The sequence below is a fragment of the Synechococcus sp. MIT S1220 genome (assembly GCF_047303025.1).
Taxonomy (GTDB): Bacteria; Cyanobacteriota; Cyanobacteriia; order PCC-6307; family Cyanobiaceae; genus Parasynechococcus.
In genome coordinates this window covers 2,472,205-2,497,986 of sequence record NZ_CP138939.1, presented here as the reverse complement: position 1 = coordinate 2,497,986, position 25,782 = coordinate 2,472,205, and the positions used below count along the sequence as shown (strand labels likewise).

Below are 25,782 nucleotides of genomic sequence, written 5' to 3'. Positions count from 1 at the left end.
GGTTGAAGAGCGAGACGCCGCAGCCAGCCAGTTGATTTATTCGGCCGTTGCCACCGATGCGTCTGCGTTCACCTATGGGCTTGAGGCGTCTGGAGATGCACCACTGACTGGTTTAACGATTGACGCGAGCACGGGAGAGGTGCGATTGAGTGCAGAGATGGCGAGGCAGTTGCCGGAATCCGTGTCATTTCTGGTGACGGCAACGGATGCAGCGGGCAATCGCAGTGAATTGCCCGTTGATGTGTCCCTGACATGGGAGGTGACCAGCGATCCGGACCCTGATCTCAATGGTGAAGCTGGAATCAGTGCGTTAAGTGTCGAGGAGAGTTTTGCCTCTGACGACGCTCCCACCGGTGAAGCTGATACTGCGGGCGATGTCATTGGACTGGGCTCCGTCTTGGAGGAGCCGGACTCCATCACAGGCAATCCATTGGTGGCTGAGGATGAATCTGTCATGGGAACGGATGCACCTGTCGATGAACAAGGTGAGCCGTCCATAGCACCGCTGGAGTCAGATGGTCCTGATGCAGATGCCGCACATTCAGAACTTCTTAGTTCAGAACTTCCAGATTCAGACCCTACTGATTTAGTTGTTCCGGATTCAGATGCTTCAGATTTGGGCGATCCCGGTTCAGGCGATTCTTTCCCAGATAGTTCTGAACCTCAGGGTTCTGCTGAGCCTGCAACGGTTGAGCGTCTGAGTGCACCTTTCCTCATCGGCGAGGCAGAGAACGGAATCTCCGATAGCGAGGGTTTGATCAACACCAGAACGCCGCAACTCAGCGGTGAAGCGGGTGCTGATGCACGGCTGGAGCTATTGGTTGATGGTGCGGTGTTGGCCGAGACCCGAACCGATGGTGATGGGATTTGGAGCTTCAGTGTGCCTGAGGCGTCGGCTTTCACTGATGGTGCATATCGCATTTCTGTACGCGAGCTGGATGCGGATGGTTCGGTGTTGTCGATATCAGAGGATTTGTCCCTGGTCGTAGATGGCAGCGCGCCGCAGTTCACATCTGCTTCGACAGCAACAGCCGAGCTCAGTCTTGCCGCTGAATCCCTGGTGGAAACATCTCGCACTTATGTTGTTTCCAACAGTGGGGATGATGCGGCTCCGGGAACAGAGACTCAGCCGTTTAAAACCATTCAACAGGCGATTGATGTAGTTCGGCCGGGTGATGTTGTTGCGATTCGCGGCGGTACTTATCGAGAGCGTCTTCGTTTTCAAGATGTCCATGGTGCAGTTGATGCTCCGATTACATTTAAAAGCTTTGATGATGAAGATGTTGTGATTACTGGTGCTGAGGCGATCAACACGCCTTGGATCAAGCATGACGGCAACATCTGGAAGACGAATTTAAATTTTGATGTTTCTCAGCTCTATCTGGATGGCCAGATGTTAACAGCGGCTCGTTGGCCGAATATCACGAAGGAATGGGATCGGTTTGATGATTCTGATCGCCGAAATGCAACACCAGATAGTTACTGGGATATTGACGGAACGCGAGCTCTCGGCCTCGTTGATTCTGAGTTGCCAAATGTGTATACCAATTATGAAAGTCAACAACGTTTGTCTGATCTTGGCTTCAGTGTCGATGGCGCCATGCTGGTGCCTCACAAGAGTTTTGGCCTGACTCATTCTGGTGAGATTATCAATCACAAGGCTGGTGAATCATCTTTTGATATTGATCCAAACTTTGAATTGTGGCTACGCAGTCCTGGCCAGAAGGCCCTGAACAATTTCAACTGGACCAGTGGCAACGATGGTTCTGTTGAGACTGCAGATCTCTGGCCCACCAAAAATGGACCTGTCCAGGGAACTAAGCAGTTTCATTATCATCTCGAGGGCCACTTGGGATTTCTGGATCGCCCTCAGGAATGGCATTACGACAAGGAATCAGGAGACCTCTACGTCTGGCTGCCTGATCAGCAGGATCCCAACCTCAGTGACTTGCAGGCACGTGCCTGGGATCGTTCAACTTCCTATATCGCTGATCCTGATCAATATCCAGATGCTGATTATCACTTGTTACTTGAGATCGAGAACTCATCATATTTAAACTTTAATGGGATCTCCTTTCATACTGGAGTTTTTGAACTTGATGGATCGACGAATTTGAATTTTGATCAGATGCGCTTTCTTTATCCAACCTATGACGGTCGGATGTTGAAGGATGGACAACGCCCTCTTTATGATAACCGCATTCAACCAGTCAGCCTGAAAGGTCGGCCGGAACTGGAAAGCATTCCTGATTCCAATATTAGTTTTATCAACTCCGAATTTGCCAATGGCATCAGTGGTTTTCTGCGTGCTGCAGGCCCTGGATTGGAATTGAAGAATAGTTATTTGCATAATGTTCGCGATCGTGGAGCCCTGAGGGTCACCGCGGCTGCTCGTATGAATGTTGAGAGAAATACATTTCATACCTTTGGCTTCGGTGGTGGTGGAAAAATCGGTGATTCTTCTGTATGGCGATACAACCACATTCACTCGTTCCATGGCGATGGGGATATCTCAGGTATTCAGGTGCCAGCGTCATCTCAAGAAGGAGCTTTGGTCGCCTACAACTGGATCCACGACGCTCCAGGCCGCAATGGCATTCGATTTGATGGAAGCCCCGCTGGCATTCGCGGCACCGCTCGTCACAATGTTGCAAGGCAAACGCGCCGTGGGATGAGAATGAAGGGTGATCAGCACAAGATCATGAATAACACATTGGTTTCTAATTTCGCCTACGATTTAAGTGCTGAACGTGGCAAGTTTTATGGTTATTTGGATTCCACTCCTGGTTGCTTGGAGTGGGAGTGTCGATACAAACCATCGGTTTATGGGAAGGATAAGAACCGGCGCCTTGGCCATGTCAATTCAACTATCTATAACAATGCTTTTGACCGTATGCCTGGTGCCTTTGGCGTTGGTTCACCGAATCAGGCGATTGGCAATTCCTTTTTAAGCAATTCAGGCCAGCATCAAAATATACGCTCAACCTTAATCAAAGAAGAGTTGCGTGACCCAGAAAATTTTGATTTCAGGCCACGGGAAGGTTCACCTCTTATTGATTTTGGTATGCATCTCCCTGGTGTCACTGACGGTTATCAGGGAAATGCCCCCGATAGTGGCGCCTATGAATTTGGTGCTGATTCCTATTGGATTCCAGGCCACCGTACAAAGAAAGCGAGGACCCCGATTGCGCCAAATGGTTCAACCACTGTTAAGCCTGATGCTGATTTGATGTGGCTTGAAGGGCAGGATGTTGTCCTAAATCATGTCTACCTTGGTGATGATTCAAGCAACCTCACGTTGGTCAGTTCGCAAGCCAAAAACATTTATATACCACCTGAGGATTTGATTCCCAGCCGTACCTATTACTGGAGGATTGATACGGAAACCTCCAGTGGTTCCATCATCGAAGGTGACCTTTGGTCATTTCAGGTGGCTGAAGCTTTGCCTGTGATGCCAAGTGTTCTGGTTCGTGCTCTCCCGGGAGTCGATGCTCCCATCGATGCAGTCTCTGGTGATCCTTTGCCTGATTATGATTTTTATATTGGTACGTATGAAGTTACCAATGAACAATACGCCCAGTTCCTGAGCTCTGTTGCATCGGTTGATGATTATCAGCTTTATAACGAAAAGATGGCTGATACCGATTTGTCAAAAGGTTTGGGTGGGATCGTTAGAAATGGTGTTTCTGGAGATTACACCTACTCGGTTGTTCCTGAATTGGCCAATCATCCAGTGACCTATGTCAGTTTCTGGGATGCTGCTCGTTATGTGAACTGGCTGTCGACCGGTAGTACCGAAGATGGTGTGTACACCATGAAGCCACGCCAAGGTGATAATAAATTTGCGGTGATTGAGCGCAATCAGCAATCATTTGATCAGGGCGATTACGCACTTCCCTCCCATGCTGAGTGGGTTAAAGCAGCCCTTTACCGCGAGAGTCCAGATCCTGGTTTAAACCTGTTCCCGAATCAGGAAGAGCTTCTGCCTCCAGATCAGGCCAACATTCTTGGTTCCACCTTTGATGGCTTATCACCCGTTGGTCTTTATAACAAGCCCAGTCCCTATGGAACCTTTGACCAGGCAGGAAATGCTTGGGAATGGCTGGATGATGTTGGCACTTTCTCTTCAGGGATGCCGGGGCGCTACCGGAAAGGGGGCAGTTTTATGCAGCCGGCCACTCAGCGCTCGATGGGTGCATTGTCTCCCTTAACCCCAAAGGCGCCAGCGGAGCAATCCTTTGATTGGGGTTTTCGTGTTGTTCGAAAGCGCACAACGAATTTGCCCCCGACCTGGAAGTCGACAAGTTGGGTGTTGGATCCTGCGTATGCATCTGAAGCCTATTCAGCGTCGATTGCTGATTTGGCCTTTGACGGCGATGGCGATCCCCTCTCCTTTTCCATCGAGGAGGGGCCAAGTTGGTTGCGTCTGAATTCGAAGGGCCTCTTAGAGGGCAATCCCTCCGATGCGGATCTTGGTACGCATTCGCTTGTTCTGCGCGTGGAGGATTCAAAAGGTGCTGGTGAAACCCTTGGAACTGCCTACACCATCAAGGTGATTCCTGACACGAATCCTCCGGCCACACCTGCTATCCCGCAGATGTCCTCACCTTCCGACTCTGGGGTTAGCGGTGCGGATCAAATCACGAATGTCGATACACCTGAATTCATCGGCACTGCCGAACCTGGCACGGTTGTTCAACTGTTTCTTGATGGTTCTTCTATTGGGCGTCAGGTTGTGGATGATTCAGGTGATTGGGTGTTTGCTATCTCTGAACCGATCACTAACGATTCAGACTATGAACTGACAGTTCGTTCCATTGATTTTGCTGATAATCGCTCACCCTTGTCTGACCCCCTAACGTTCACATTGGATACCGTGTCGCCGCAGTTCATCTCCCCCACGGAGTCGACAGCGTTGGACGAAAATAGTGGTAATAATCAAATCGTTTACACCGCTCTGAGCGATGATATATCTCCGGTTGTTTATGGCATTGATGATTCTATTCATTTTTTGATTAATCCTGAAACTGGGGTCGTGCGTTTTCTCTCAGATCCTGATTTTGAAGATCAGGATATGCCGGATTCATTTTCCATCACCGCCACTGATGTCGCTGGTAATTCTTCAACGCGAAAAGTGCGCTTTAGGGTGAATGATCTTGATGATGAGGCCCCAGTATTTGTATCGAGGGGGAAGGCTCCAAGGCTTTCTGAGCATTCGGGCGACGGATTGATTGTTTATCAAGCTGAAGCCAGCGATGCAACGGCAGTGACCTACAGCTTGGACGCCTCTGCGGACGATGATTCTAGCCGGTTCTCCATTGATTCCCTCAGTGGTGCGGTGACCTTGCTCGATGATCCGGATTATGAGCTCCAACAGCGCTACCTATTCACTGTTTCTGCGGTTGATGCCCTTGGTAATATCGCTTCTAGGCGGGTTCAATTAAGCATCAAGAACATTGATGAATCATCTCTTGATGATGCCGCACCGATAGGTGGACTTGGCCCTGATTTGCCGAAGCCCTCAGGAAATGATGTTCTTGTGAAGTCAAGACAGAAATACAATCAATTTAGCGCTGATTTGATTACGGCCTTTGATATTTTGGTTGATCGTTTGAAAATTCAAGCGGAGGGTTTTGATCTCCAATCAGCACCAGATTTTGGCGTGGCGATCAATAAAAAGCGGTTTAATCAGCTGCGACGCTCAGATGTGGACTTTATTTATCGAGCCAACAAGAACCAGTCCAAACCAGGATTGCTCTACTTCAACCAAAATGGACCCGGTCGTGGCCTGGGTGGTGACGGCGGGGTGCTCGCAATCTTTGAGTCATCCCCAGTGCTCACCGCCGATTTGGTTGAGTTTGTATAGCCGTGGTCGCGAGATTGGCGTCTCGTGACTGTTCCGCCCACGAGGCGTTTACTCCAGCATCCGCCAAGAGTTGTCGGTCGGCCTCGACGTCAGGATTGCCGGTGGTGAGCAGTACATCCCCGTAGAAGATTGAGTCGGCACCCGCTTGCAAACAGAGAATCTGCGCCTCACGGTTCATTGACTCTCGTCCTGCACTGAGGCGCACCCTGGAGTGCGGCATCAGGATCCGAGCCGTGGCCACCATTCGAACCAGTTCCAGTGGTTCAAAGGCGTCCTGTCCCTCCAGAGGGGTGCCTTCCACGGCCACCAGCCCATTCACAGGAACGCTTTCCGGATGCGGGTTCATGGTTGCCAGCACCTGAAGCATCGAGGCTCGATCCCGCAGCGTTTCCCCCATGCCGATGATGCCTCCGCAGCACAGCGTCACCCCTGCGCGACGAACACGCTCAAGAGTTTCCAGCCGTTCCTGAAAGGTGCGGGTGGTGATGATCCGGTCGTAGTGCTCCGGGCTGGTGTCGAGGTTGTGGTTGTAGGCGGTCAGACCCGCTTCGGCCAGCCGTTCCGCCTGTTGGTCGGTGAGCATGCCGGCGGTGACGCAGGCCTCCATCCCCATGCCCCTCACCCCTCGCACCATCTCCAACATCGCTTCGAAGGGTGCTCCATCGCGAATCTCTCGCCATGCCCATCCCATGCAGAACCGATCGGCGCCAGCATCCTTCGCGGCCCTGGCGCGTTTCAGCACCGGCTCAATCTGCATCTGCGCCTCAAAGGCACTGACATCACTGCTGTTGTGGATGGATTGGGAGCAGTAGGCGCAATCCTCTTCGCATCCACCGGTTTTGACGCTCAGCAACGAAGCCAGTTGCACGTTGTATCCAGGATTCGCTTCTCGATGCACGGTTTGGGCCCGCCAGAGCAGTTCCATCAACGGCAGTTCCAGCAGCGTTTGGATTTCAGCTGTTGTCCAGTCGTGGCGGATCGCAACGGTCATGGTGTGATCGGATCGAGACCGCCGAAACGACGGATACGGCTTTGATAATCCTTCAGGGCCTGAATTAGAGCCTGGGCATTGAAGTCCGGCCAGAACACTTCCGTGACGTGAATCTCTGCATAAGCGAGTTGCCACAGCAGGAAGTTGCTGATCCTGTGCTCGCCGCTGGTGCGGATCAGGAGATCTGGATCCTGTTCTCCCGCTGTGAACAGTTCTCCGGCCAGGCGGTTTTCATCAATGCTTTCTGGATCAAGCTGTCCGGCAGCAGCCTGTTCGGCCAGGCGGCGGGCGGCACGCACCAGTTCATGCCGCCCGCCGTAGTTGGTGCAGACGTTGAGATGGATGCCGCTGTTGGCCTCTGTGCGTTGGGTTGCATCGGCGATCAGCTCCTGCAATTTGTGCGGCAGCCCATTGAGATCCCCAAGAAAACGAATGCGCACCTGTTCGGCTTCAAGGGCTTTGAGTTCCTTCTGCAAAACGCGCTCGAACAGGGTCATCAGGAAGTTCACTTCATCTCCCGGGCGAGACCAGTTCTCCGTGGAGAAGGCATAGGCGGTCAGCGCCGAGATTCCCCAGTCGCTGCATAAGCGCAGGGTTGATTTCAAGGTTTCCACTCCAGCCCGATGGCCCATCACCCTTGGTAGACCGCGGGATTCCGCCCAGCGGCCATTGCCGTCCATGATCACGGCCACATGGGCAGGCAGTCGCTGCGGATCCAGTTCAGTTGGGCAGGTGGAACGGACAGCTGCGTCGGTGCTGGCTGCCGGTGGTCGGCTCAAGACAGCGATTCAGACGGTGAGTTGCCCACGCTACGCCTGCCGGGTGGCAGGGCTTCGGCTGTGCTGAACAGTTCGCGCAGCAGTTCCTGCAATCGGCTGCTGGTGATCGGCCGTTCAAGCTTCCCCTGGTTGGCCAGCGAGAGGGTTCCTGTTTCCTCGGAGACCACGATGCTGATGCATCGGTCAAATCGCTCTGTGATGCCAAGGGCCGCGAGATGGCGGGTGCCGTAACGGCTGACGCTGTGTCGTGACAAAGGCAGAATCACGCCGGCGGCTTCGATTCGGTTGCCGCGCACCAGCACAGCTCCATCGTGCAAAGGGGTATCGACGGCAAACAGGTTCAGTAACAACTCTCGGCTCAGCTGGGCGTCGATGCCGATTCCCGGGTTGAGAAAGTCCTCAGGACGCAGGTCGCTGCCGAGGTCCACAACGATTAACGCTCCCCGCCGCAATTGGGAGAGCCTGCCGGCAGCTTCGGTGATCTGCGCCACGGTCCCAGCCGTTGCCCGGAATTCTTTCTGTGGGTTGCCCAGGAGAACAGCAAGCCGTCCGGTGCCGAGCAATTCCATCAAGCGCCTCAGCTCTCCCTGCCAGAGAATGGCGAGGGACAGCGAACAAGCGAGGACGAGAGCATCGACCAGCTTCGAAGTCAGGGGAAGATTGGCGAACCGCTGAACGAACCAGGCCGTGGCCACCAGCAACAGGTAGCCACGCAGAAGCCAGAGGGTTCTGGCTTCATTGACCCTTGAAAACAGCAGAAAACCAACAGCGGAGGCGAAGAGGACATCGAGAACGACAAGAACCAGTCGCGGGTTAATGCCCGCCAATGCGTTCACTCAGTCCCGCCCCCCGCTGTTTTCAACGTACCGCCCTGAAGCGCTCCGGTAAGACGTCGTGGCGCAGCAGATCATCCGGCTGTTCGCGTTTCTGAACCAGCTCTGACTGTCCGTCTTGAACAATCACAGCGCCTGGTCTTGGAATGCGGTTGTAGTTCGAACTCATCGATGCGTTGTAGGCACCGGTGGCGAACACCACCACCACGTCTCCGCTTGTGGTGGTGGGCAGCGGCAGATCCTTTAGAAGCACATCGCCCGACTCACAGTGCTTGCCGACGAGATTCACCGTTTCGTCGGCTTCGGCCAACGGCCGGTCTGCCAGCAAAGCGGTGTAGAGCGATTGGTAGGTAATGGGACGTGGGTTGTCGCTCATGCCACCATCAACCGCCACGTAGGTACGGACGCCGGGAATCGTCTTGCGTGAACCAACCGAATAGAGCGTCAGCCCCGCGGTGGCCACTAGGGAACGGCCGGGTTCGCACATCAGCCTGGGAAGCTCGAGCGCGCGTTCGCGACAGGCTGTCGTAACCGCTTGCGCAACAACCTCAATCCATTGATCAATGCTTGGTGGATCGTCGGATTCCACATAACGAATCCCCAGGCCCCCGCCCACGTTGAGATCTTGAACCGGATGGCCCAGGCTGCGGGCCAGTTTCAGGGCATCGGCCATGACCGCTGCCAGGTCCCGGTGGGGTTCCAGCTCGAAAATTTGTGATCCGATGTGGGCATGAAGCCCGGTGAGTCGGGCCCACGCTTGACCGGCGAGAGACTTCAGCACTGGCTCGAGTTGGTCGGGATCGAAGCCGAACTTGCTGTCGAGGTGGCCGGTCCGGATGTACTCGTGGGTGTGGCATTCAATGCCCGGGGTGAACCGCAGCATCAGGCGTGCGGGGGAGTCTCCAGCTGGCACGAGGACAGCCAGTCGGTCGAGATCGTGCTGGTTGTCGACAACGATGGTGACATTGTTGTTGTAAGCAAGCAGCAGTTCGTCGTCTGACTTGTTGTTGCCATGCAAGACCATTCGCTCGCCAGGCATGCCCCCCTGCAGCGCGGTCATCAGCTCACATGCTGAAACAGCATCCAGACCGAAGTCCTCCGAGGCCACCAGGCTGCTCATCAACAGCGAACTGTTTGCTTTCGAGGCGTAAATGGGCAGTGATGGGCCGGGGTAGTGACGTTTCAACGCTTCGCGATAGGCCCGGCATGTGGCTCGAAGCGTGGTCTCGTCAAGGACATATAAAGGTGTTCCGTATCGTTGTGCCAGGTCGCTGAGCCCACAGCCTCCAACGCTGAGTTGGTCCTTGTCGTCGAGGCAAGTGGTCAGCGGAGTGAGATTTCGATTGGGACTCTGGAGATCTCGATTCGCCTCGAAGGGACGCTGGCTGGTGATGGTCTGAGTCAAAACGGACCGGCGTAGAGGGGCAATCTAGGAAGTCGGTCCACAGGACTTTCCGCAGCCATGCGCCCATTCGATCTCGATGTCAGCTGGCTAGCCGCTTGCATCGCTTTGGATCAAAGCAGCACCGGTGGGCTCTGGGGTCAGGAGCAGTGGCGTCGGGAACTGGTCGATCCCCGTCGCCTTTGTATCGGTCTTGCCGATGCGGATCAGCTGCTCGGCATAGCCTGCGGGTGGCTGGTGGTGGATGAGCTGCACATCACTGTGCTGGCAGTTGATCCGAGTCATCGGTGCCTGGGTCACGGAGCATCGCTGTTGCGGGCTCTGTTGGAGCGTGCCCTGCTCAACGGGGCCACCCAGGCCACCTTGGAGGTGGATGCCAGCAATGACCCTGCCATTGCGCTCTATGAGCGCTTTGGATTCAGGACTGCCGGTTGCCGCAGCGGTTACTACAGCAATGGCGGCGATGCCCTGATCAAATGGCTAAACCTGAGCTCAATGGCGGGCCGAGTGTGACGGGTTGATGTGTTCGGTTAACCCCCCACAGGAAACAAAAATAACGCCACATTTTTGATCGTTCATTGATAATTACCTGCTTGTGTTCCCAGTCTGTGACTGGAGAGTGACCGAACAGACCGAACCATCGCATCACGCTGTTAACCCTGATAGCGTGGTTTCATCTACGCATCGGCCTCAACGATGTTCGAACGGTTTACCGAGAAGGCCATCAAGGTGATCATGCTTGCCCAGGAAGAGGCAAGACGACTGGGTCACAATTTTGTGGGCACTGAGCAAATTCTGCTTGGACTGATCGGTGAAGGTACGGGCGTTGCTGCCAAAGTCCTCAAGTCGATGGGCGTCAACCTCAAAGATGCCCGTGTCGAGGTTGAAAAGATCATCGGCCGCGGATCTGGATTTGTCGCTGTTGAAATTCCCTTTACACCACGGGCCAAGCGGGTCCTTGAGCTGTCTCTAGAAGAAGCCCGTCAACTTGGCCACAACTACATCGGCACTGAGCATCTTCTACTTGGCTTGATTCGTGAAGGTGAAGGAGTAGCTGCACGGGTCCTTGAAAACCTGGGAGTTGATCTCGCCAAGGTTCGTACCCAGGTCATCCGCATGCTCGGTGAGACCGCCGAAGTCACGGCAGGTGGTGGGGGCGGTGGCGGTGCCAAGGGGTCAACCAAGACCCCGACCCTCGATGAGTTCGGCAGCAACCTCACGCAGTTGGCGACCGAAGCCAAACTTGATCCCGTGGTGGGCCGTCATAACGAAATCGACCGGGTCATCCAGATCCTGGGTCGACGTACTAAGAACAATCCAGTCTTAATTGGCGAACCAGGGGTCGGTAAGACGGCGATCGCTGAGGGACTAGCGCAACGCATTCAGCAGGGCGAAATTCCAGACATCCTGGAAGAAAAGCGTGTCCTCACCCTCGATATCGGACTCCTTGTGGCCGGAACGAAATATCGAGGTGAATTCGAGGAACGCCTGAAGAAGATCATGGAAGAGATCAAGTCCGCTGGAAACGTCATCCTTGTGATCGATGAAGTCCACACCTTGATCGGGGCCGGTGCTGCCGAGGGTGCGATCGACGCGGCCAACATCCTCAAGCCTGCTCTGGCCCGAGGTGAGCTTCAGTGCATTGGTGCCACCACCCTCGACGAATACAGAAAACACATCGAGCGTGATGCGGCCCTTGAGCGTCGTTTCCAGCCGGTCAACGTTGGGGAGCCCTCTATCGACGACACCATTGAGATCCTCAAGGGTCTTCGCGAGCGGTATGAGCAGCACCACAGGCTGAAGATCACAGACGACGCCCTTATTGCCGCTGCCACCCTTGGTGACCGCTACATCTCTGATCGTTTTCTGCCGGATAAGGCCATCGATCTGATCGATGAAGCGGGTTCGCGAGTGCGCTTGCTGAATTCGAAGCTTCCTCCTGAGGCCAAAGAGGTTGATAAGGAGCTGCGTTCTGTCCAGAAGCAGAAGGAAGTCGCCGTTCGTGATCAGGATTTCACAAAGGCTGGAGAGTTGCGCGAGAGGGAAGTCGAACTGCGTGAGCAGATTCGTTCCCTTCTGCAGAACAATCGCAGCGACGTTCCAGCTGCTGCTGTTGAGCCAAGTGGCGATACGCCTGCTGAGACCTCTGAATCGTCAACCCCATCGGAGGCACCGGACAGCTCACCCATGGTCAACGAGGAAGACATCGCTCAGATCGTCGCCTCCTGGACAGGTGTGCCCGTTCAGAAGCTCACAGAAAGTGAGTCTGTGAAATTGCTGAACATGGAAGAGACCCTCCACCAGCGGCTGATCGGCCAGGACGAGGCTGTCAAAGCTGTCTCCAAGGCTCTGCGCCGTGCACGCGTTGGTCTGAAAAATCCGAACCGACCCATCGCCAGCTTCATCTTCTCTGGTCCAACCGGCGTTGGGAAAACCGAGCTCACCAAATCGCTTGCGGCATATTTCTTCGGAAGTGAGGAGGCGATGATCCGCCTCGACATGTCTGAATTCATGGAGCGCCACACCGTCAGCAAGCTGATCGGTTCGCCTCCGGGCTATGTCGGTTTCAACGAAGGCGGTCAATTGACCGAGGCCGTCCGCCGCCGTCCTTACACCGTTGTCCTGTTCGATGAGATTGAGAAGGCTCATCCCGATGTCTTCAACCTCTTGCTTCAGTTGCTCGAGGATGGACGTCTGACCGACTCCAAGGGCCGGACGGTCGACTTCAAGAACACTCTCGTGATCATGACCTCGAACATCGGTTCGAAGGTGATCGAAAAAGGAGGCGGTGGCCTTGGTTTTGAATTTTCCGGAGAGAGCGCTGAGGATTCTCAGTACACACGAATTCGTTCCCTCGTGAATGAGGAGCTCAAGCAGTACTTCCGCCCTGAATTCCTCAACCGTCTCGATGAAATTATCGTGTTCCGTCAGCTCAGTCGCGACGAGGTGAAGGAGATCGCCGAGATCATGCTGAAGGAGGTCTTTGGTCGCATGGGCGACAAGGGCATCACTCTCACCGTTTCCGATGCATTCAAGGAGCGGCTTGTTGAGGAGGGCTACAACCCTGCTTACGGAGCTCGTCCGCTTCGTCGTGCTGTGATGAGGCTTTTGGAAGACTCCTTGGCCGAAGAGGTGCTGTCTGGTCGCGTGAAGGATGGCGATCACGCTGAGGTGGATGTAGACGAGAACAAAAAGGTGGTTGTACGCCACAAAGGTCGTGCAGAAGCCACTCCTCAACTCGCCGGTGCCAGCGTCTGATGATCAACACGATCTTTTCTCACACCATCGCGCCAGCCGCGGTGGTGAGGGGAGAAGGTGCTTGGACTGCTTCACTCGACAGAATTTCAGCCCTTTGCATTCGTCCGCTGCTGCTTGGCCGTAGCGCCGCCACAGCCGTGCATCGTGATGCCATGCATTGCGATCTGCGCGCTGCTGGCCTCGACCCCCTTGTTGGCCTATTGGAGTTCGATTGCTGCGAACAGGATCTGCAGCGACTTGAAATTCAAAGTTCAACCTGTGATGCCGTGATCGCCGCCGGTGGTGGAAAGGTTCTTGATGCCGGGAAGCTGTTGGCCGATCGCCTTGGCGTTGCTTGCATCACGGTTCCACTCAGTGCATCCACCTGTGCTGGCTGGACAGCGTTATCCAATTTGTACACACCACTTGGGGCCTTTCAGGAGGATGTTGTCCTCGATCGTTGTCCCGACCTTCTGCTGTTTGACCACGCCTTCGTGCGTCAGGCTCCAGCCCGGACGCTGGCCAGTGGAATTGCTGATGCATTGGCGAAGTGGTACGAAGCATCTGTTAGCAGCGGGGACAGTCCTGATGGTCTTGTGCAGCAGGCTGTGCAGATGGCCAGGGTGCTTCGCGATCAGTTGATGATCGACAGTGTTGAGGCTCTCCAGAATTCTTCAGGCGAGGCCTGGGTGCGGGTGGCGGAAGCCTGCGCCCTTACCGCTGGAGTGATGGGAGGTCTTGGTGGTGCCCGATGCCGCACCGTTGCGGCCCATGCCGTCCACAACGGACTGACTCAGCTGGAGGCCTGCCACAGTTCCCTTCACGGCGAGAAAGTGGGTTTCGGAATCCTGGTGCAGTTGCGTTTGGAGGAGCGCCTGGGCGCGAATCGTCTTGCCGCCCAGGCTCACCGACAGCTCCTTCCCCTCCTGCAGTCCCTCGGGCTGCCGGTCTGCCTTGAAGATTTCGGCCTTGCCGAGGCTTCTCTACGTGAATTGCAGCAGGTCTGCGCCTTCGCTTGTCGGGATGGCTCCGATCTTCACCATCTCCCATTCCCTGTCACCCCAGGTGCTTTGCTTGAAGCCCTGGTGGGTGCTGCTGAACTCAGCCCTGCAGCCCCTTGAAGCAGCTGCTCGAGGATCTTCGTCCTGGCCTGCTCGATCCTCAGGCCAAAGCTCTGGTTGGCGAAGTTCAGTGGTGGTCAATGACCGAACTCGATGTCGAGGACCCCTTCCCGGTGGCTGTGCTCGGTGAAGGACCACCGCTTCTGTTGCTGCATGGATTCGATAGCAGCTTCCTGGAATTTCGGCGTCTCGCTCCTCTGCTGTCGTCCACGTTTCAGTTGTTCATTCCCGATTTGTTTGGATTCGGCTTTTCACCGCGACCCGCAGGCTCGGTCTATGGACCCAACGCTGTGATGCGCCATCTGGATGCTTTGCTCCAGCGCATGCCTGCGTCCGATGCTGCCGGTGTTGGTGTGATCGGTGCCTCGATGGGTGGATCGGTCGCCGTAGAACTGGCCCGTCGACAGCCGGATCGCGTTCGTTCCCTTCTTCTTCTCGCCCCAGCAGGCCTCTCGGGTCGGCCGATGCCCGTTCCTCCTTTGCTGGCCCGGATCGGGGCCTGGTTCCTGGGTCGGCCCGGGGTGCGTCGTGGCCTCTGCCGCCAGGCCTTTGCAGATCCAGATGCGAGTGTCGGACCGGCGGAGGAGCAGATTGCTTCGCTGCACTTGAAATGTCCGAACTGGGCCTTGGCGCTGGCTGCATTTGCTCGAAGTGGTGGGTTTGGAGGCTGCGGCGAGCCGCTGCCCCGCCAGCCTTTGCATGTGATCTGGGGGGATAGCGATCGGATTCTCCGCTCCGCCCTGAAGGAGGAGGCCCTCGCCATCCTTCAGCAACCGGGGGAAACCCTTGAAGGTTGCGGTCATCTTCCCCATCTCGACAATCCTCAGCGTGTCGCCGATTGTTGTGTGGATCGTCTCAGCCCATGAATGCAGCCGACTCCCCCCGTTCAGGACCTGTTCTGCAGCTAATCGCCAGCGGTCTGACGCTGTGGATACGCAGCCGCTGCGACAGCGTTGGAGATCTGCAACTGCAATTGCATGGCTCAGGGCTCGGCTTGCTGCGGGGCAGGTTGGAGGGGGCAAGCCTGACCGCCCGCGACGTTCTGTTTCAGGGTTTGCCTCTTCAACACGCGGAACTGACGAGCGGTCCTGTTCAGATTGATCTCTCACTGCTGCGTCCCGACAAAATGGTGGCGCTGCAGGAGCCCTTTGCCTTGAAAGGCCAGGTGACACTGACAGGGCGTGATCTCAATCAGGCTTTGCTCGGTGAGCCTTGGCGCTGGCTAGGGGATTGGCTCTCGGAACAACTGATGGGCTTGACCACACTGGGCGGGCTTGTGATCGACAACGACGTGCTCGAATTGCAGGCTCCCGTTGCCGCCCACAAGGATCCGGCTCGGAGACGTTTTCTTCTGGAGGCCGGTCACAACACAGTGGTGCTGCGTCCTGTGGATGGCGATCAAGAAACAGCTCTCCCGATGGATCCAACGATCCGCATCGTTGAAGCCCAGCTTCAGGGGGGCATGTTGCATCTTTCCGGGGATGCCAATGTCACGCCCTAACGATCATTCCGAATTGATCCCGGGCTGATCACCCCGGGATGGAGCGCACCAGGGTGATGGCATAGACCACGACAGCAGGGGTGAAGAGATAGCTGTCAATCCGATCAAGGATGCCGCCGTGCCCAGGCAGTGCATCGCCGGAGTCCTTGACGCCAGCGTCCCTTTTCATCATCGATTCCGTAAGGTCGCCGACCAGGGCGATCAGGGCGACGAGGGCACCAAGCAGCATCCCCGGCAGCCCCATCAGTGGCCAACCCAGAAGTCGACCACTCAGCAGACCGAGCACCATGGAGCAGATCACGCCACCCAGGGCACCTTCTACGGTTTTGCCTGGGGAGATCGGCGACAGTTGATGCCTCCCGAAGCATTGGCCAAAACCCCAGGAGCCGATGTCGCTGGCCACGATCATCAAACAGGTCGAGAGCGTGATGGCGAGGCCGCTGCTGCACCACGTCCAGTCTGTTGGAAGCTGGGCCAGGGCTGGTGTCAGCAGGGGGTCGCTCAAGTTGCGCAACTGCACCCAATGGCTGGGAAGAAAGCCCAGATAGAAGAGTCCGAAGATTGACGCTGCAATGTCGGCAATGGATCCGGTGATCGGCTGCAATAACAGCCAGGCACAGATCGCTGCACCGGAGAGCGGCAACACGGCATCGGCCAACACCTGAGGGAGGCCGCCCTGAACGGCCCATTGCGTGCTGAGCAGCAGAACTTGGCAAGCGACCAGGGTTGTCTTTGTGGCTGGACGGATCCCCTTGAACTGGGCCATCCGAAAGAACTCAAGCAGGCCCAGATGCACGATCACGCACACTGCCAGCGTGAACCACCAACCACCCAATCCCACCACCAGCAATCCAAAGCCCCCGGCTGCGCAGCCACTGATCAGGCGTTTGCGGAGAGAACCTCTTTTCTGAGGCCGATGCGGCGTAGAGGGAACGGCCTCGCTGATCACCTGTGCACCTACGGCGGCCCTGGAGCTGATGAAATCAGCGTAACAATCGCGTCAGCTTCTGATCAGCGCATGATCCTCACGCGCGGTTATGCCCTCGTTCGATCAAATGGTCTTCACGCGACCTGGACGTTCCTCGCTGTGTTGTCAGGTTTGGGCGGCGCGATGTTTTGGTGTTTTGACGGTGATTGAGTTGCACTCCCTCTCTCTGTTTGCGCTCCATGGCGATCTGATCGCTTCAGTTCACAGTTCACCCATGGGTCACCCATGTCCCGCAACTGGTTCATGGGCGGGTTCTGAGGCACGAACCACTCGGATCCGCTCTGGTAGTTGATCTCCCCAAAGGATGCGCTGCCGTCGCAGCCATTCGAGACGCTGCCGGTCGAGCCGTTCGCCCGGAACCAGAAGGGGGATACCTGGGGGATAAGGGCAGACCAGCTCAGCGGCGATCCGACCCTCCGCAGCATCCAGAGGTACGGTTTCACCCTCTGCACGCCAGGCCATGGCCAGGGACCTGTCTGGCATCCCCACCAGGGGCAGCGGTGCCGGCTCGAACGCTGCCTGGGCGCCCCGATCCGGATGGGCGGAACGCAGGGATGTCCAGGCTTTGCGCAACCGCTGTTCCAGGCCACGATGCTTCGCAAGGCCCAGACAGAAGGTCACGGTGGCGGGTTCCGGTAACTCAGCGATCAGCCCACGTGGCATCCACCATGCATCAGCGTCAAGCCCGCTGATCCCGATCGCTCCGGTGTGCAGAACCAACCTCAGCGGGTCCTGATTGCTGAGAAGGGGCAGTCCTGAGCGACGCAGGCGCTTGGTGAGGTGCCTGGCGTCATCGAGCCGGCATTTCAGTCGGCGCCGGCCCTGCGGCTGCTGCCATTCATTCAGGGCGGAAACGCAGGATGCCAGCAGCAGTGCGCTTGGACTTGTGGTTTGCAGCCAGCCAATGCTGCGTTCCACCCGAGTGGGATCCACCCGATCACCCTGCTGCCAGAGGACGGCGGTTTGGGCGAGGCCTGCTGCGGATTTCTGGAGGGAGTGCACCACCAGATCCGCGCCGCTATGCAGGGCGGAACGCGGCAGCAACGGATCCACATCCGTCAGGAAATGGCTGCCGTGCGCCTCGTCGACCAGCACAGGCCATCCCTCGTTATGCAGCAAATGGATCAGCGGTTTGAGATCGCCTGCATATCCCTGATACGTGGGGTGGACCAACACGGCAGCGGCGATGGCTTTGGTTGGCAGGGGCAGTGCGCCCAGCACATTGATCAGCCACTCCGCATCTAAAGGAGCCGCTTGGCCTCGATCGTTCAGAAATGGCAGATCGAACAGCACAGGGGTGAGCTCACCAAGCAGGCAGGCCTGGAGCAAGCTGCGGTGAGCATTGCGGGGCATCAGCACCGCTTGGCCCGGTCGTGTGATGGCCAGAAGAGCGGCTTGCAACAGGCCTGTGGCACCGTTGACACCGAACCAGGCACGCTGTGCCCCAACTTGTTCAGCTGCCTGCTGCTGCGCTTCCGCTACAGCGCCTTCGCTCTCAAGAGGCCCCCCGATGTGTGGGAGTTCCGGCAGATCCCAATACCCAGCCCTTCTCTGAAGAAGGCGTCGAAAGGAGTTGGGAAGCGCTGCACCGCGGCCGTGGGCGGGAAGGAACAGACATCGTCCTACGTCCTGCTGCAGGGATGACAGCAGCCCCATCGCAACCGAGAGTGTCTCTGATCAGAAACTACCGAGGCGACAGTCTGTTCCTATGGAGCAACGTCATCGCCTCGTAACTGTCGTCCTGCAGGGTTGTGTTCTCGATGCCCCCCTGGCTTAGGGGCGTTCCCTGTGCCGTGAGGGTCAGATTTGTTCCTTGCTGAACATCGATCGATCAGCATGGCGTTGATTGCTTAGTGCAAAACTTAGAAGTGTATTTTGTCTGCTTTCGGTGTTTTTCTGTGTTTCAAATCAGTTCAATTGCTCCCATGATTTCGTCAGTGGTCGTATTGGTTTTTGCTTGGATGCCGGTGAGTCCTTATTTTGATTTGAGTCAGAATTGTGCTTTTCTATTGTTGCCTCTGCCAGTCAAAAATATTTCAACAGCGTTAAAATATTTTTGACGAATCCGAAGTTAATCGCCTTCTCTGGGATTAAAATCACTCATTATATTCTAATTATGTTGTTTCATCAGGCCGAAGCGATCAGAACCTGCATCGCCGAAGTGCATGTTTGATCCATGCCCCGCTAGGAGTAGATCGTTTCCGTCTCCACCTTGAAGGTTGTCATCACCTTCTGCTCCACTGATCCGGTCTTGGCCTGGCCCGCCAAGCATTCGATCATCACCGATATCGCCGATCAGTTTGTCGTTTCCTCCATCGCCAAACACCGTGTGATCGTCAAACACCGTGTGATCGCCAAACACCGTGTGATCGCCAAACACCGTGTGATCGTCAAACACCGTGTGATCGTCAGAACCTCCATTCAGGTCATCCTTGAATTGACTTGACCTATGTCAAAAGTCGTCACCATCGTCTCCAACTAATTCATTGTTGCTCTTGTTGGTGACCTGGATGAAGTCCTTTTGGCCGTGGTTAAACCAGATGGTTTCCCTTTGGAAGGGGGTGCCGACCCAAATCACTGAGGGTTGTTGAGGTGAAACGTGATCGGTCTAAAAGCTGTTCCTGGTTTGGCGCATCGATCGTTCTTGCCTGTTCTGTTAGTTGCTCGCCAGTTTCAAGCACAAAGCCTCAGATTCGGCAATACCTGGATGTTGTTCGATCTCATGGCCAGTTGTTTGACTTCAGTCGTCTTAAAACATTTGAAAAAGTGTCAGTCACTAGGCGCATCATCCCCTGCAGTTTTCCTTAAAGTCTGGGATCAAATTCAGCCTCTTGATGCGTTACGACCCCGGTCGCGATCTCCTGTGGTTGCTCCTACGCCCGTGGATCGCTATTCCGCGACTGGTCCACGTGTTGTGGTCGCTTGGGGGGCTCGTTTTTGTTCTGCTTCTCCAGGGGTCCAGTTCGAATCCGGATGTTCAGAAGGGTCTGGCTCGGCGGATTCTCAATACCTTGACGAATCTCGGTCCTTGTTTCATCAAGCTCGGACAGGCCCTGTCAACCCGGCCGGATCTCGTGCGACGCGACTGGCTTGAGGAGCTGACGCGACTGCAGGACGACCTGCCTGCCTTCGACCACTCCATCGCACTGCAACGCATCGAGGACGAGCTCGGCGCCCCTGCCGATCAGCTTTTCGAGGAGTTTCCCGATCGGCCTGTTGCCGCGGCCAGCCTTGGCCAGGTTTATAAAGCACGCCTGCAGGGTCAGGCCTGGGTTGCCGTCAAGGTGCAGCGGCCTGGTCTGAGCTTCATTCTCCGCCGCGATCTGGTTCTGATTCGGCTGCTGGGAACCCTCACGGCGCCACTGCTCCCACTCAATCTTGGTTTTGGTCTTGGCGGCATTATCGATGAGTTTGGACGCAGTCTGTTTGAGGAGATTGATTACGAACTTGAAGCCAATAATGCTGAGCGTTTCGCTGTTCTTTTCGCAGACAATCCTGCCGTTTATATTCCTCGCGTTGAACGGATGCTGAGCTCGCGGCGGGTGTTGACGACCGCCTGGGTGGAAGGATCCAAGATGCGTGATGCTTCAGAGCTCGAAGCCCAGCATCTCGATCCCACGGCGCTAATCCGAACAGGTGTGATCAGCGGTCTGCAGCAACTTCTTGAATTCGGTTATTTCCACGCCGACCCCCATCCAGGCAACCTGTTTGCTCGCAACGGACGCAGTGGAGATCTCGGTCATATCGGCTATGTCGATTTCGGCATGATGGATTCGATCAGCGACCACGATCGTCTGACCTTGACAGGTGCGGTCGTGCATCTGATCAACAAGGATTTTGTTGCTCTTGCCGAGGATTTCCAAGATCTTGGTTTTCTCAGCCCAACGGCAAAGCTTGATCCGATCGTCCCTGCTCTGGAAGAAGTGCTGGGGGGAAGTCTCGGCGATTCGGTGGGGTCATTCAATTTCAAGGCGATCACGGATCGGTTTTCAGAGCTGATGTTCGATTACCCCTTTCGCGTGCCGGCACGCTTCGCTCTGATCATCCGTGCTGTCGTCAGCCAGGAGGGCCTGGCTTTGCGTCTTGATCCGCAATTCCGGATCATTGCCGTTGCCTACCCCTACGTCGCACGACGACTTCTAGCCGGCGACACCCGCGAGATGCGTGACAAGTTGCTGGAGGTGATTTTTGATAGCAACGGTCGTCTGCGCATCGATCGCCTTGAAAGCCTGTTGCAGGTTGTTGGTCAAGATGCGCCGACCCCTGGCAAGGATTTGATTCCTGTTGCCGGTGCCGGTTTGCGCTTGCTGTTCAGTCGTGATGGTGCCGATCTGCGTCGCCGACTGCTCCTGACCTTGATTCGTGACAACCGTCTTCACACCGACGATGCCCGTGCTCTTGCCGGTTTGATTGCCCGCACTTTTGGTCCGGCTCGAATGGCGGGTGGCCTGCTCCAGCAGCTGAATCCGCTTGCAGCTGTTTGAACAGATGTGCTCAAAATTGAATGAATGTTAAAAGAAAAATAGTCAACTTTTTAATGGAATATTGAACCTCTGTTTATCTGCTCAATCTTTCTTTTATCGTGTCAACTCTGATCATCGAAACTCCACGTCTGTTTAACTTCCTTGGACATGGTTGTGATCTTGTTTTCGTACAAGATTAAAAGCTAATTCTTTTAGAATTTAGTTCTTGGAGATGTTATGTTGCAAATGTATCCTCTGGATGAAGTAGCGTTTACTTCAGGATTTCTAGTTTTACGGGAACTTCTCCTGCCTGCATCATCTGCAGTTCGTGGGCTGCTCCATGGGCAAGATCGATTACTCGGTGGTGCTTGAACGGTCCACGATCATTAATTCTCACCACCACGGACCGATTATTGGCCAGATTCGTAACACGAACCAAGGTGTTGAAGGGAAGTGTGCGGTGGGCGGCGGTGAGGCTTCCTTTCTGCAGTCGTTCACCATTAGCGGTACTCCGTCCGTAGAAGCCAGGCCCATACCAGCTCGCTGCCCCATGCACCACTTGAATCGAGCCTGGTGGCTCCGTTCGGGTCGGCTCAACCGGTAGCGGTACCAGCGGCGGCGGCAGTGGCAGCAATCGTGGTACCTCCTCCATCGCCAGTGGATGTTCAGCAGCGCGATGATTGGGTTGGTTCAGCCCTGGAGATACAAGTTGTTCCGCTTGTTGCGCCAGTGCTGCTTCGCCAGCAAGCAGCATGAGCAGAAGGAGTTTCATCGTTGGGTGTCTCAATCGCCATGCACCGCCTGAAAACATTGAAGCGGTTCCGTCCAGCCATGAAAGAACTCCGTCATCGCTCAAGTTCAGCTCACCGGTCAAGTTCAGCTCACCGGTCAAGTTCAGCTCACTGGTCAAGTTCAGCTCACTGTGGGTTGGGTGAACCAGCAAGCCAGGATGCTGATCGAGCTGAAAATCACCATCGTTAAGGGCCAGATTTCATCAAGCCGTTGTAGTTGATTCTGCTTGATCTCTTTTTGAGGTCCCTCAGGCATTTCGTCGATTTCACCGTAACGACGTCCGATGAAGATCACCAGCACAAAGGCAAGCAAGGTCACCATATAGGCCACCACATACACCTGATCAAGGAAGGTGAGGTAAGGAAGGTCGGGAAGTTCCTCCCGATACGTCTGCTGCAGGAACACCAGGGTGAGCAGCACGGTGACCGGGATCCCAGCCCTGGCATCCTGCTCATCAGCGCGAACCTTGAACACCAGCAGCACCATCGCCATCACCACTAGGAGCGGAAGCATCAACCTCCAGAAGGCGGACCAGGATGAGGTGCCAAAGGAAATGTCGTAGACGATCAGGCTGTAGCCATCGGCGCTACCGCCCAAGCCGAAATTGGTGGCGTAGTTGTGTCGATACTCGGCGATTGACCAGCCCCTGTTCAACCAGCCGATGATCTCGGCAAACAATCCCATTCCACTGTTCTGGGTGTCCGGTTCAAAGCGGAAGTTGGGGTAATCCAGTTGGCCGTTCACATCCTCCATTTCGAGCACTAACGGCAGGCTTACGGTCACGAAAGGGAAGTGGCGAAAATACGCTTTGTCGATGTAAAACCGACCCACGTACGTGAACAGCTGGTAGTAGGAGCCGTTCTTTTCCTTGAGCGGGGCCTTCGACAGCGGCGTTAGCACCGGATCGGCATCCGAGAGCAGGCTGTTCACAAGAGTGACGCCTTCATGGATGGTCTGGTCCTGTTCGTCCAGGTACTGCTGCAGTGCCTCCCCCCAGCGCATCCACACGTAGCCGTTGGATGAGAAGCTCGGGATACTTAGATCAAGGTCGTAGGTGCTGGTGGCATAGACCCCCACCTGTACGTGGTAATTCGCCTGCTCGAGGGCCTGCTGATCCGTGACCGTTTCTCGATCCGTGAGCTTCTGGCCGCGCAACGGGCTCCAGCCGTCGCTCGGCAATCGAGTCGTATCGGTGGTCAGAGCTCGGGAGGAGGAGGCGAGGCGCAGTGCGTCACGACTCGGTACCCGCCCAACATCCAGCTGGTTGATCCCTGAGACAGCCAGCAGAGCGGCGAGCAGAATTGAAACGACGGCAAGGATGTTCCAGTGCTTCTGTTTCCTCGGGGCCATCAGCGGACATGCACTGGCTTCACTTTGGCCACGGGTGCTCTGCTTGCCTGCACCGCTGTGCTGATGCTTCGAGTCGTGACGCCGCACTCTGGGCGCGTTTCAGCGGCAGCCATTCGTCCAGAGCCGTCCTCAGGCCTTGTCGCAGCTGATCAAGCTGAGTTGGTTTTGGGACAGTCTCTGCCGCTCACCGGGCCGTCCGCCCAGTTGGGGCTTGACTATCAGCGGGGAGCCATGGCTTGGTTCGAAGAGGTCAACCGAAAAGGTGGTGTCCATGGCCGCCATATTCGTTTGGTCAGTCTTGACGATCAGTACGAGCCGGAAAAGACGCTGCGCAACACCGAGACCCTGCTTCAACGCCCCGACCTTCTGGCCTTGTTCGGTTACGTGGGGACGCCGACAACAAAGGTGGTGTTGCCGATGATCGAGGCTTCGGATGTTCCTTTGATTGCTCCGATGACGGGCGCCAGCTTGCTCCGTCAACCCGAGTTGCGGATGGTTTTCAACCTTCGGGCCAGTTACCGCAAGGAGATTGCGGCGATGGTCGATGAGTTGGTGAGGGATGCCCACCACCGCATCGCCGTGGTTTACCAGGACGACGCCTTCGGCCAAGATGGTCTTAATGGCGCACTGGCGGCGCTTCAATCCCATGGGTTGAAACCGGTGGCTACAGCCACGGTGCAACGCAATTCCAACCAGGTGTCTGAAGCCGTACGGCAATTAATGGCAGCTGAGCCCAATGGCGTGATCGTCGTCTCCACTTACGTCAGCTCTGCGGCATTGGCATCGGCTCTGCGGGAGAAGGGAAGTTGGGCTCAGATCATGAATGTGTCCTTCGTCGGCACCAAGGCTTTGCAGCAGGCGATGCCAGCGGGGGAATCGAATGGGATCGGTGTTGCGCAGGTTGTGCCGTTCCCTTGGAACCGTTGGATTCCAGTGGTTGCGGACTATCAGAGGCTCATGCGCAGTCATGCCGATGACCCCAGCTTTGGTTTCACAAGCCTTGAGGGGTTCCTCGCCGCCAAGTTGATCACTGAGGGCCTGGAGCGGGCCGGTGCGAATCCAACGCGTCAATCCCTCATTGGTGCGTTGGAATCCATTCGGAATTTGGATGTCGGAGGGTTCACGCTGCAGATGGATCGCAGCGATCATCAGGCCAGCGATTTTGTGGAGCTCACCTTCCTGGGTTCACAGAGTTGGGAACCTTGATCCAACATCGCTAATGTCGCGGCTCAACATTCATGGTCTGAATGCCCGACGAGATGACGGCTGAGCAGTTCGAGATGCTGCTTCAGATGGCTGTAATAGCCCAGCCCCCTTATCTGTTGGCAGGTCTCGGGCTGCTCATGGGAGTTCTCTGCGGCCTCACGTTCTCCCGTTTGGTTCAGTTGAAGCTCGATGGCTGGAAACAGGACCGTCTGCCCTTGCTGCCCCTGGGGACGCCGGAAATCACCATCAGCTACTCAGGAATTTTGATCGGGGTGACACTGTTTATTGGCTGTTGCCTGCAGATCTTCGGTTTCGCTGCTGGTGCAGCGCTTCTGGTGGCACTGGTCCTATCGCTGCTGACCGGCGGTGCTCTTTGGGTGCAACTCGAGCGCTTGATGCAGCAAGTGGAGCAGGGGAATTTCAAGGCGGTTGATTTCGACAACTTCGACGAGTTTTTTTGATCAAAGTTCGCTGCTTCCTGACTGACTCGAGATGGCGGGCCAGACTGGAGCAACCTTTCCTTTTCTCTGTTGTCCGAGCGCCCTGTCGGTCCAGTTGCGACAAGCAGGCTTCTGGTCGTTGAAGATGACGAAAGCATTCGCGAAACCGTCGGAGAGGCGCTTCGTCTTGAGGGCTTTGATGTGCTCACCTGTGCTGATGGATCCGAAGCGCTGGGTTTGCTCATGGAGGAGCCTCGCCAGCCTGTTGACTTGCTTGTCCTGGATCTGATGCTCCCAGGTCTGGGGGGGCTTGATCTCTGTCGAGAGCTGCGGCGCTTCAACAACAACACACCAATCCTGGTGATCAGTGCCAGGGACAGCGAAACCGATCGCGTGCTTGGCCTTGAGGTAGGGGCGGACGATTACCTGGTCAAGCCGTTTGGTCTGCGGGAACTCGTGGCCCGCTGTAGAGCCCTCCTCCGCCGTGCACGTCAGCGGACTGATGATCCGGTCCAGGCAACCTACTCCTACGCGAATCTCTGCTTGTTCATTAACGAATGTCGAGTCACTCGTGATGGAAATGATCTGAATCTTTCGCCAAAGGAGTACAAGATTCTTGAGCTGTTTATCACGAAACCAAAGCAGGTTTGGAGCCGCGATCAGATACTTGAGAAGATCTGGGGAATTGATTTCATGGGAGACTCAAAAACAGTGGATGTGCATATCCGCTGGTTACGCGAGAAGATAGAGGTGCAACCTTCAGCGCCTGAATTAATTCGAACGGTGCGGGGTTTCGGCTACCGCTTCGGCTGA

20 protein-coding genes are annotated in these 25,782 nt (G+C 55.8%); 10 read left to right on the top strand and 10 right to left on the bottom strand.

The window, feature by feature from the left end; translation table 11 throughout:
* Positions 1 to 72 precede the first annotated feature (72 nt).
* Entirely contained in the window at positions 73 to 456 is a 384-nt protein-coding gene (locus SIB64_RS12510; protein ID WP_413440525.1) for a hypothetical protein, read from the bottom strand.
* Here SIB64_RS12510 and SIB64_RS12505 point away from each other — a divergent pair.
* Positions 455 to 5,866, top strand: a complete 5,412-nt coding sequence (locus tag SIB64_RS12505) for an Ig-like domain-containing protein (protein ID WP_413440524.1) — start codon at positions 455 to 457, stop codon at positions 5,864 to 5,866. The two genes, SIB64_RS12510 and SIB64_RS12505, sit on opposite strands and share 2 nt — an antisense overlap.
* Here SIB64_RS12505 and bioB read toward each other — a convergent pair.
* Genes bioB through lysA form a run of 4 tightly spaced genes read right to left on the bottom strand, consistent with a single transcriptional unit; the run spans position 5,838 to position 9,874 of the window.
* Entirely contained in the window at positions 5,838 to 6,857 is a 1,020-nt protein-coding gene (bioB, locus tag SIB64_RS12500; RefSeq protein WP_413440523.1) for a biotin synthase BioB, read from the bottom strand. The genes SIB64_RS12505 and bioB overlap by 29 nt on opposite strands.
* Positions 6,854 to 7,636, bottom strand: coding sequence for an isoprenyl transferase (locus SIB64_RS12495; RefSeq protein WP_413440522.1), 783 nt, complete (start codon positions 7,634 to 7,636; stop codon positions 6,854 to 6,856). The genes bioB and SIB64_RS12495 overlap by 4 nt, the downstream gene beginning before the upstream one ends.
* Entirely contained in the window at positions 7,633 to 8,472 is an 840-nt protein-coding gene (gene cdaA, locus SIB64_RS12490; protein WP_413440521.1) for a diadenylate cyclase CdaA, read from the bottom strand. The genes SIB64_RS12495 and cdaA overlap by 4 nt, the downstream gene beginning before the upstream one ends.
* 22 nt (positions 8,473 to 8,494) lie before the next feature.
* Positions 8,495 to 9,874 carry a diaminopimelate decarboxylase gene (gene lysA / locus SIB64_RS12485; protein ID WP_413440520.1) on the bottom strand — a complete coding sequence of 460 codons (1,380 nt, stop codon included), beginning with the start codon at positions 9,872 to 9,874 and terminating at the stop codon, positions 8,495 to 8,497.
* 57 nt (positions 9,875 to 9,931) lie between these two features.
* Here lysA and SIB64_RS12480 point away from each other — a divergent pair, with 57 nt between their 5' ends.
* From SIB64_RS12480 to SIB64_RS12460, 5 genes are all read left to right on the top strand, one after another.
* The gene (locus SIB64_RS12480) at positions 9,932 to 10,384 is read left to right on the top strand and encodes a GNAT family N-acetyltransferase (protein ID WP_413440519.1); all 453 of its coding nucleotides are present in this window, start codon (positions 9,932 to 9,934) and stop codon (positions 10,382 to 10,384) included.
* Between the two features lie 183 nt (positions 10,385 to 10,567).
* Positions 10,568 to 13,129, top strand: coding sequence for an ATP-dependent Clp protease ATP-binding subunit (locus SIB64_RS12475; RefSeq protein WP_413440518.1), 2,562 nt, complete (start codon positions 10,568 to 10,570; stop codon positions 13,127 to 13,129).
* Positions 13,129 to 14,229, top strand: coding sequence for an iron-containing alcohol dehydrogenase family protein (locus tag SIB64_RS12470; RefSeq protein WP_413440517.1), 1,101 nt, complete (start codon positions 13,129 to 13,131; stop codon positions 14,227 to 14,229). The genes SIB64_RS12475 and SIB64_RS12470 overlap by 1 nt, the downstream gene beginning before the upstream one ends.
* Positions 14,226 to 15,095 carry an alpha/beta fold hydrolase gene (locus SIB64_RS12465; RefSeq protein ID WP_413440516.1) on the top strand — a complete coding sequence of 290 codons (870 nt, stop codon included), beginning with the start codon at positions 14,226 to 14,228 and terminating at the stop codon, positions 15,093 to 15,095. Before SIB64_RS12470 ends, SIB64_RS12465 begins: the two co-directional genes overlap by 4 nt.
* On the top strand, positions 15,092 to 15,730 hold the full coding sequence (locus SIB64_RS12460) for a DUF2993 domain-containing protein (protein ID WP_413440515.1): 639 nt from the start codon (positions 15,092 to 15,094) through the stop codon (positions 15,728 to 15,730). The genes SIB64_RS12465 and SIB64_RS12460 overlap by 4 nt, the downstream gene beginning before the upstream one ends.
* 28 nt (positions 15,731 to 15,758) lie before the next feature.
* Here SIB64_RS12460 and SIB64_RS12455 read toward each other — a convergent pair whose 3' ends face one another.
* From SIB64_RS12455 to SIB64_RS12445, 3 genes are all read right to left on the bottom strand, one after another.
* A complete protein-coding gene (locus SIB64_RS12455; RefSeq protein WP_413440514.1) occupies positions 15,759 to 16,679 on the bottom strand; it encodes a phosphatidate cytidylyltransferase in 921 nt (306 codons plus the stop codon).
* 258 nt (positions 16,680 to 16,937) lie between these two features.
* Positions 16,938 to 18,374, bottom strand: coding sequence for an aminotransferase class I/II-fold pyridoxal phosphate-dependent enzyme (locus SIB64_RS12450; protein WP_413440513.1), 1,437 nt, complete (start codon positions 18,372 to 18,374; stop codon positions 16,938 to 16,940).
* Positions 18,375 to 18,828: 454 nt separating this feature from the next.
* On the bottom strand, positions 18,829 to 19,116 hold the full coding sequence (locus tag SIB64_RS12445; RefSeq protein ID WP_413440511.1) for a calcium-binding protein: 288 nt from the start codon (positions 19,114 to 19,116) through the stop codon (positions 18,829 to 18,831).
* Between the two features lie 436 nt (positions 19,117 to 19,552).
* Between SIB64_RS12445 and SIB64_RS12440 the strand changes: the two genes are divergently transcribed.
* Positions 19,553 to 21,202 carry an ABC1 kinase family protein gene (locus SIB64_RS12440; protein WP_413440510.1) on the top strand — a complete coding sequence of 550 codons (1,650 nt, stop codon included), beginning with the start codon at positions 19,553 to 19,555 and terminating at the stop codon, positions 21,200 to 21,202.
* 250 nt (positions 21,203 to 21,452) lie between these two features.
* Here SIB64_RS12440 and SIB64_RS12435 read toward each other — a convergent pair whose 3' ends face one another.
* Entirely contained in the window at positions 21,453 to 22,091 is a 639-nt protein-coding gene (locus SIB64_RS12435; RefSeq protein ID WP_413440509.1) for a septal ring lytic transglycosylase RlpA family protein, read from the bottom strand.
* A 2-nt stretch (positions 22,092 to 22,093) separates the two neighbouring features.
* On the bottom strand, positions 22,094 to 23,410 hold the full coding sequence (locus SIB64_RS12430) for a hypothetical protein (RefSeq protein WP_413440508.1): 1,317 nt from the start codon (positions 23,408 to 23,410) through the stop codon (positions 22,094 to 22,096).
* Between SIB64_RS12430 and SIB64_RS12425 the strand changes: the two genes are divergently transcribed.
* From SIB64_RS12425 to SIB64_RS12415, 3 genes are all read left to right on the top strand, one after another.
* Complete coding sequence (locus SIB64_RS12425) at positions 23,399 to 24,529, top strand: ABC transporter substrate-binding protein (RefSeq protein ID WP_413440507.1); 1,131 nt, start codon at positions 23,399 to 23,401, stop codon at positions 24,527 to 24,529. The two genes, SIB64_RS12430 and SIB64_RS12425, sit on opposite strands and share 12 nt — an antisense overlap.
* A 41-nt stretch (positions 24,530 to 24,570) precedes the next feature.
* Positions 24,571 to 24,990: a hypothetical protein gene (locus tag SIB64_RS12420; RefSeq protein WP_413440506.1), complete on the top strand. Its 420-nt coding sequence runs from the start codon at positions 24,571 to 24,573 to the stop codon at positions 24,988 to 24,990.
* Positions 24,991 to 25,059: 69 nt separating this feature from the next.
* Positions 25,060 to 25,782 carry a response regulator transcription factor gene (locus tag SIB64_RS12415; protein WP_413440505.1) on the top strand — a complete coding sequence of 241 codons (723 nt, stop codon included), beginning with the start codon at positions 25,060 to 25,062 and terminating at the stop codon, positions 25,780 to 25,782.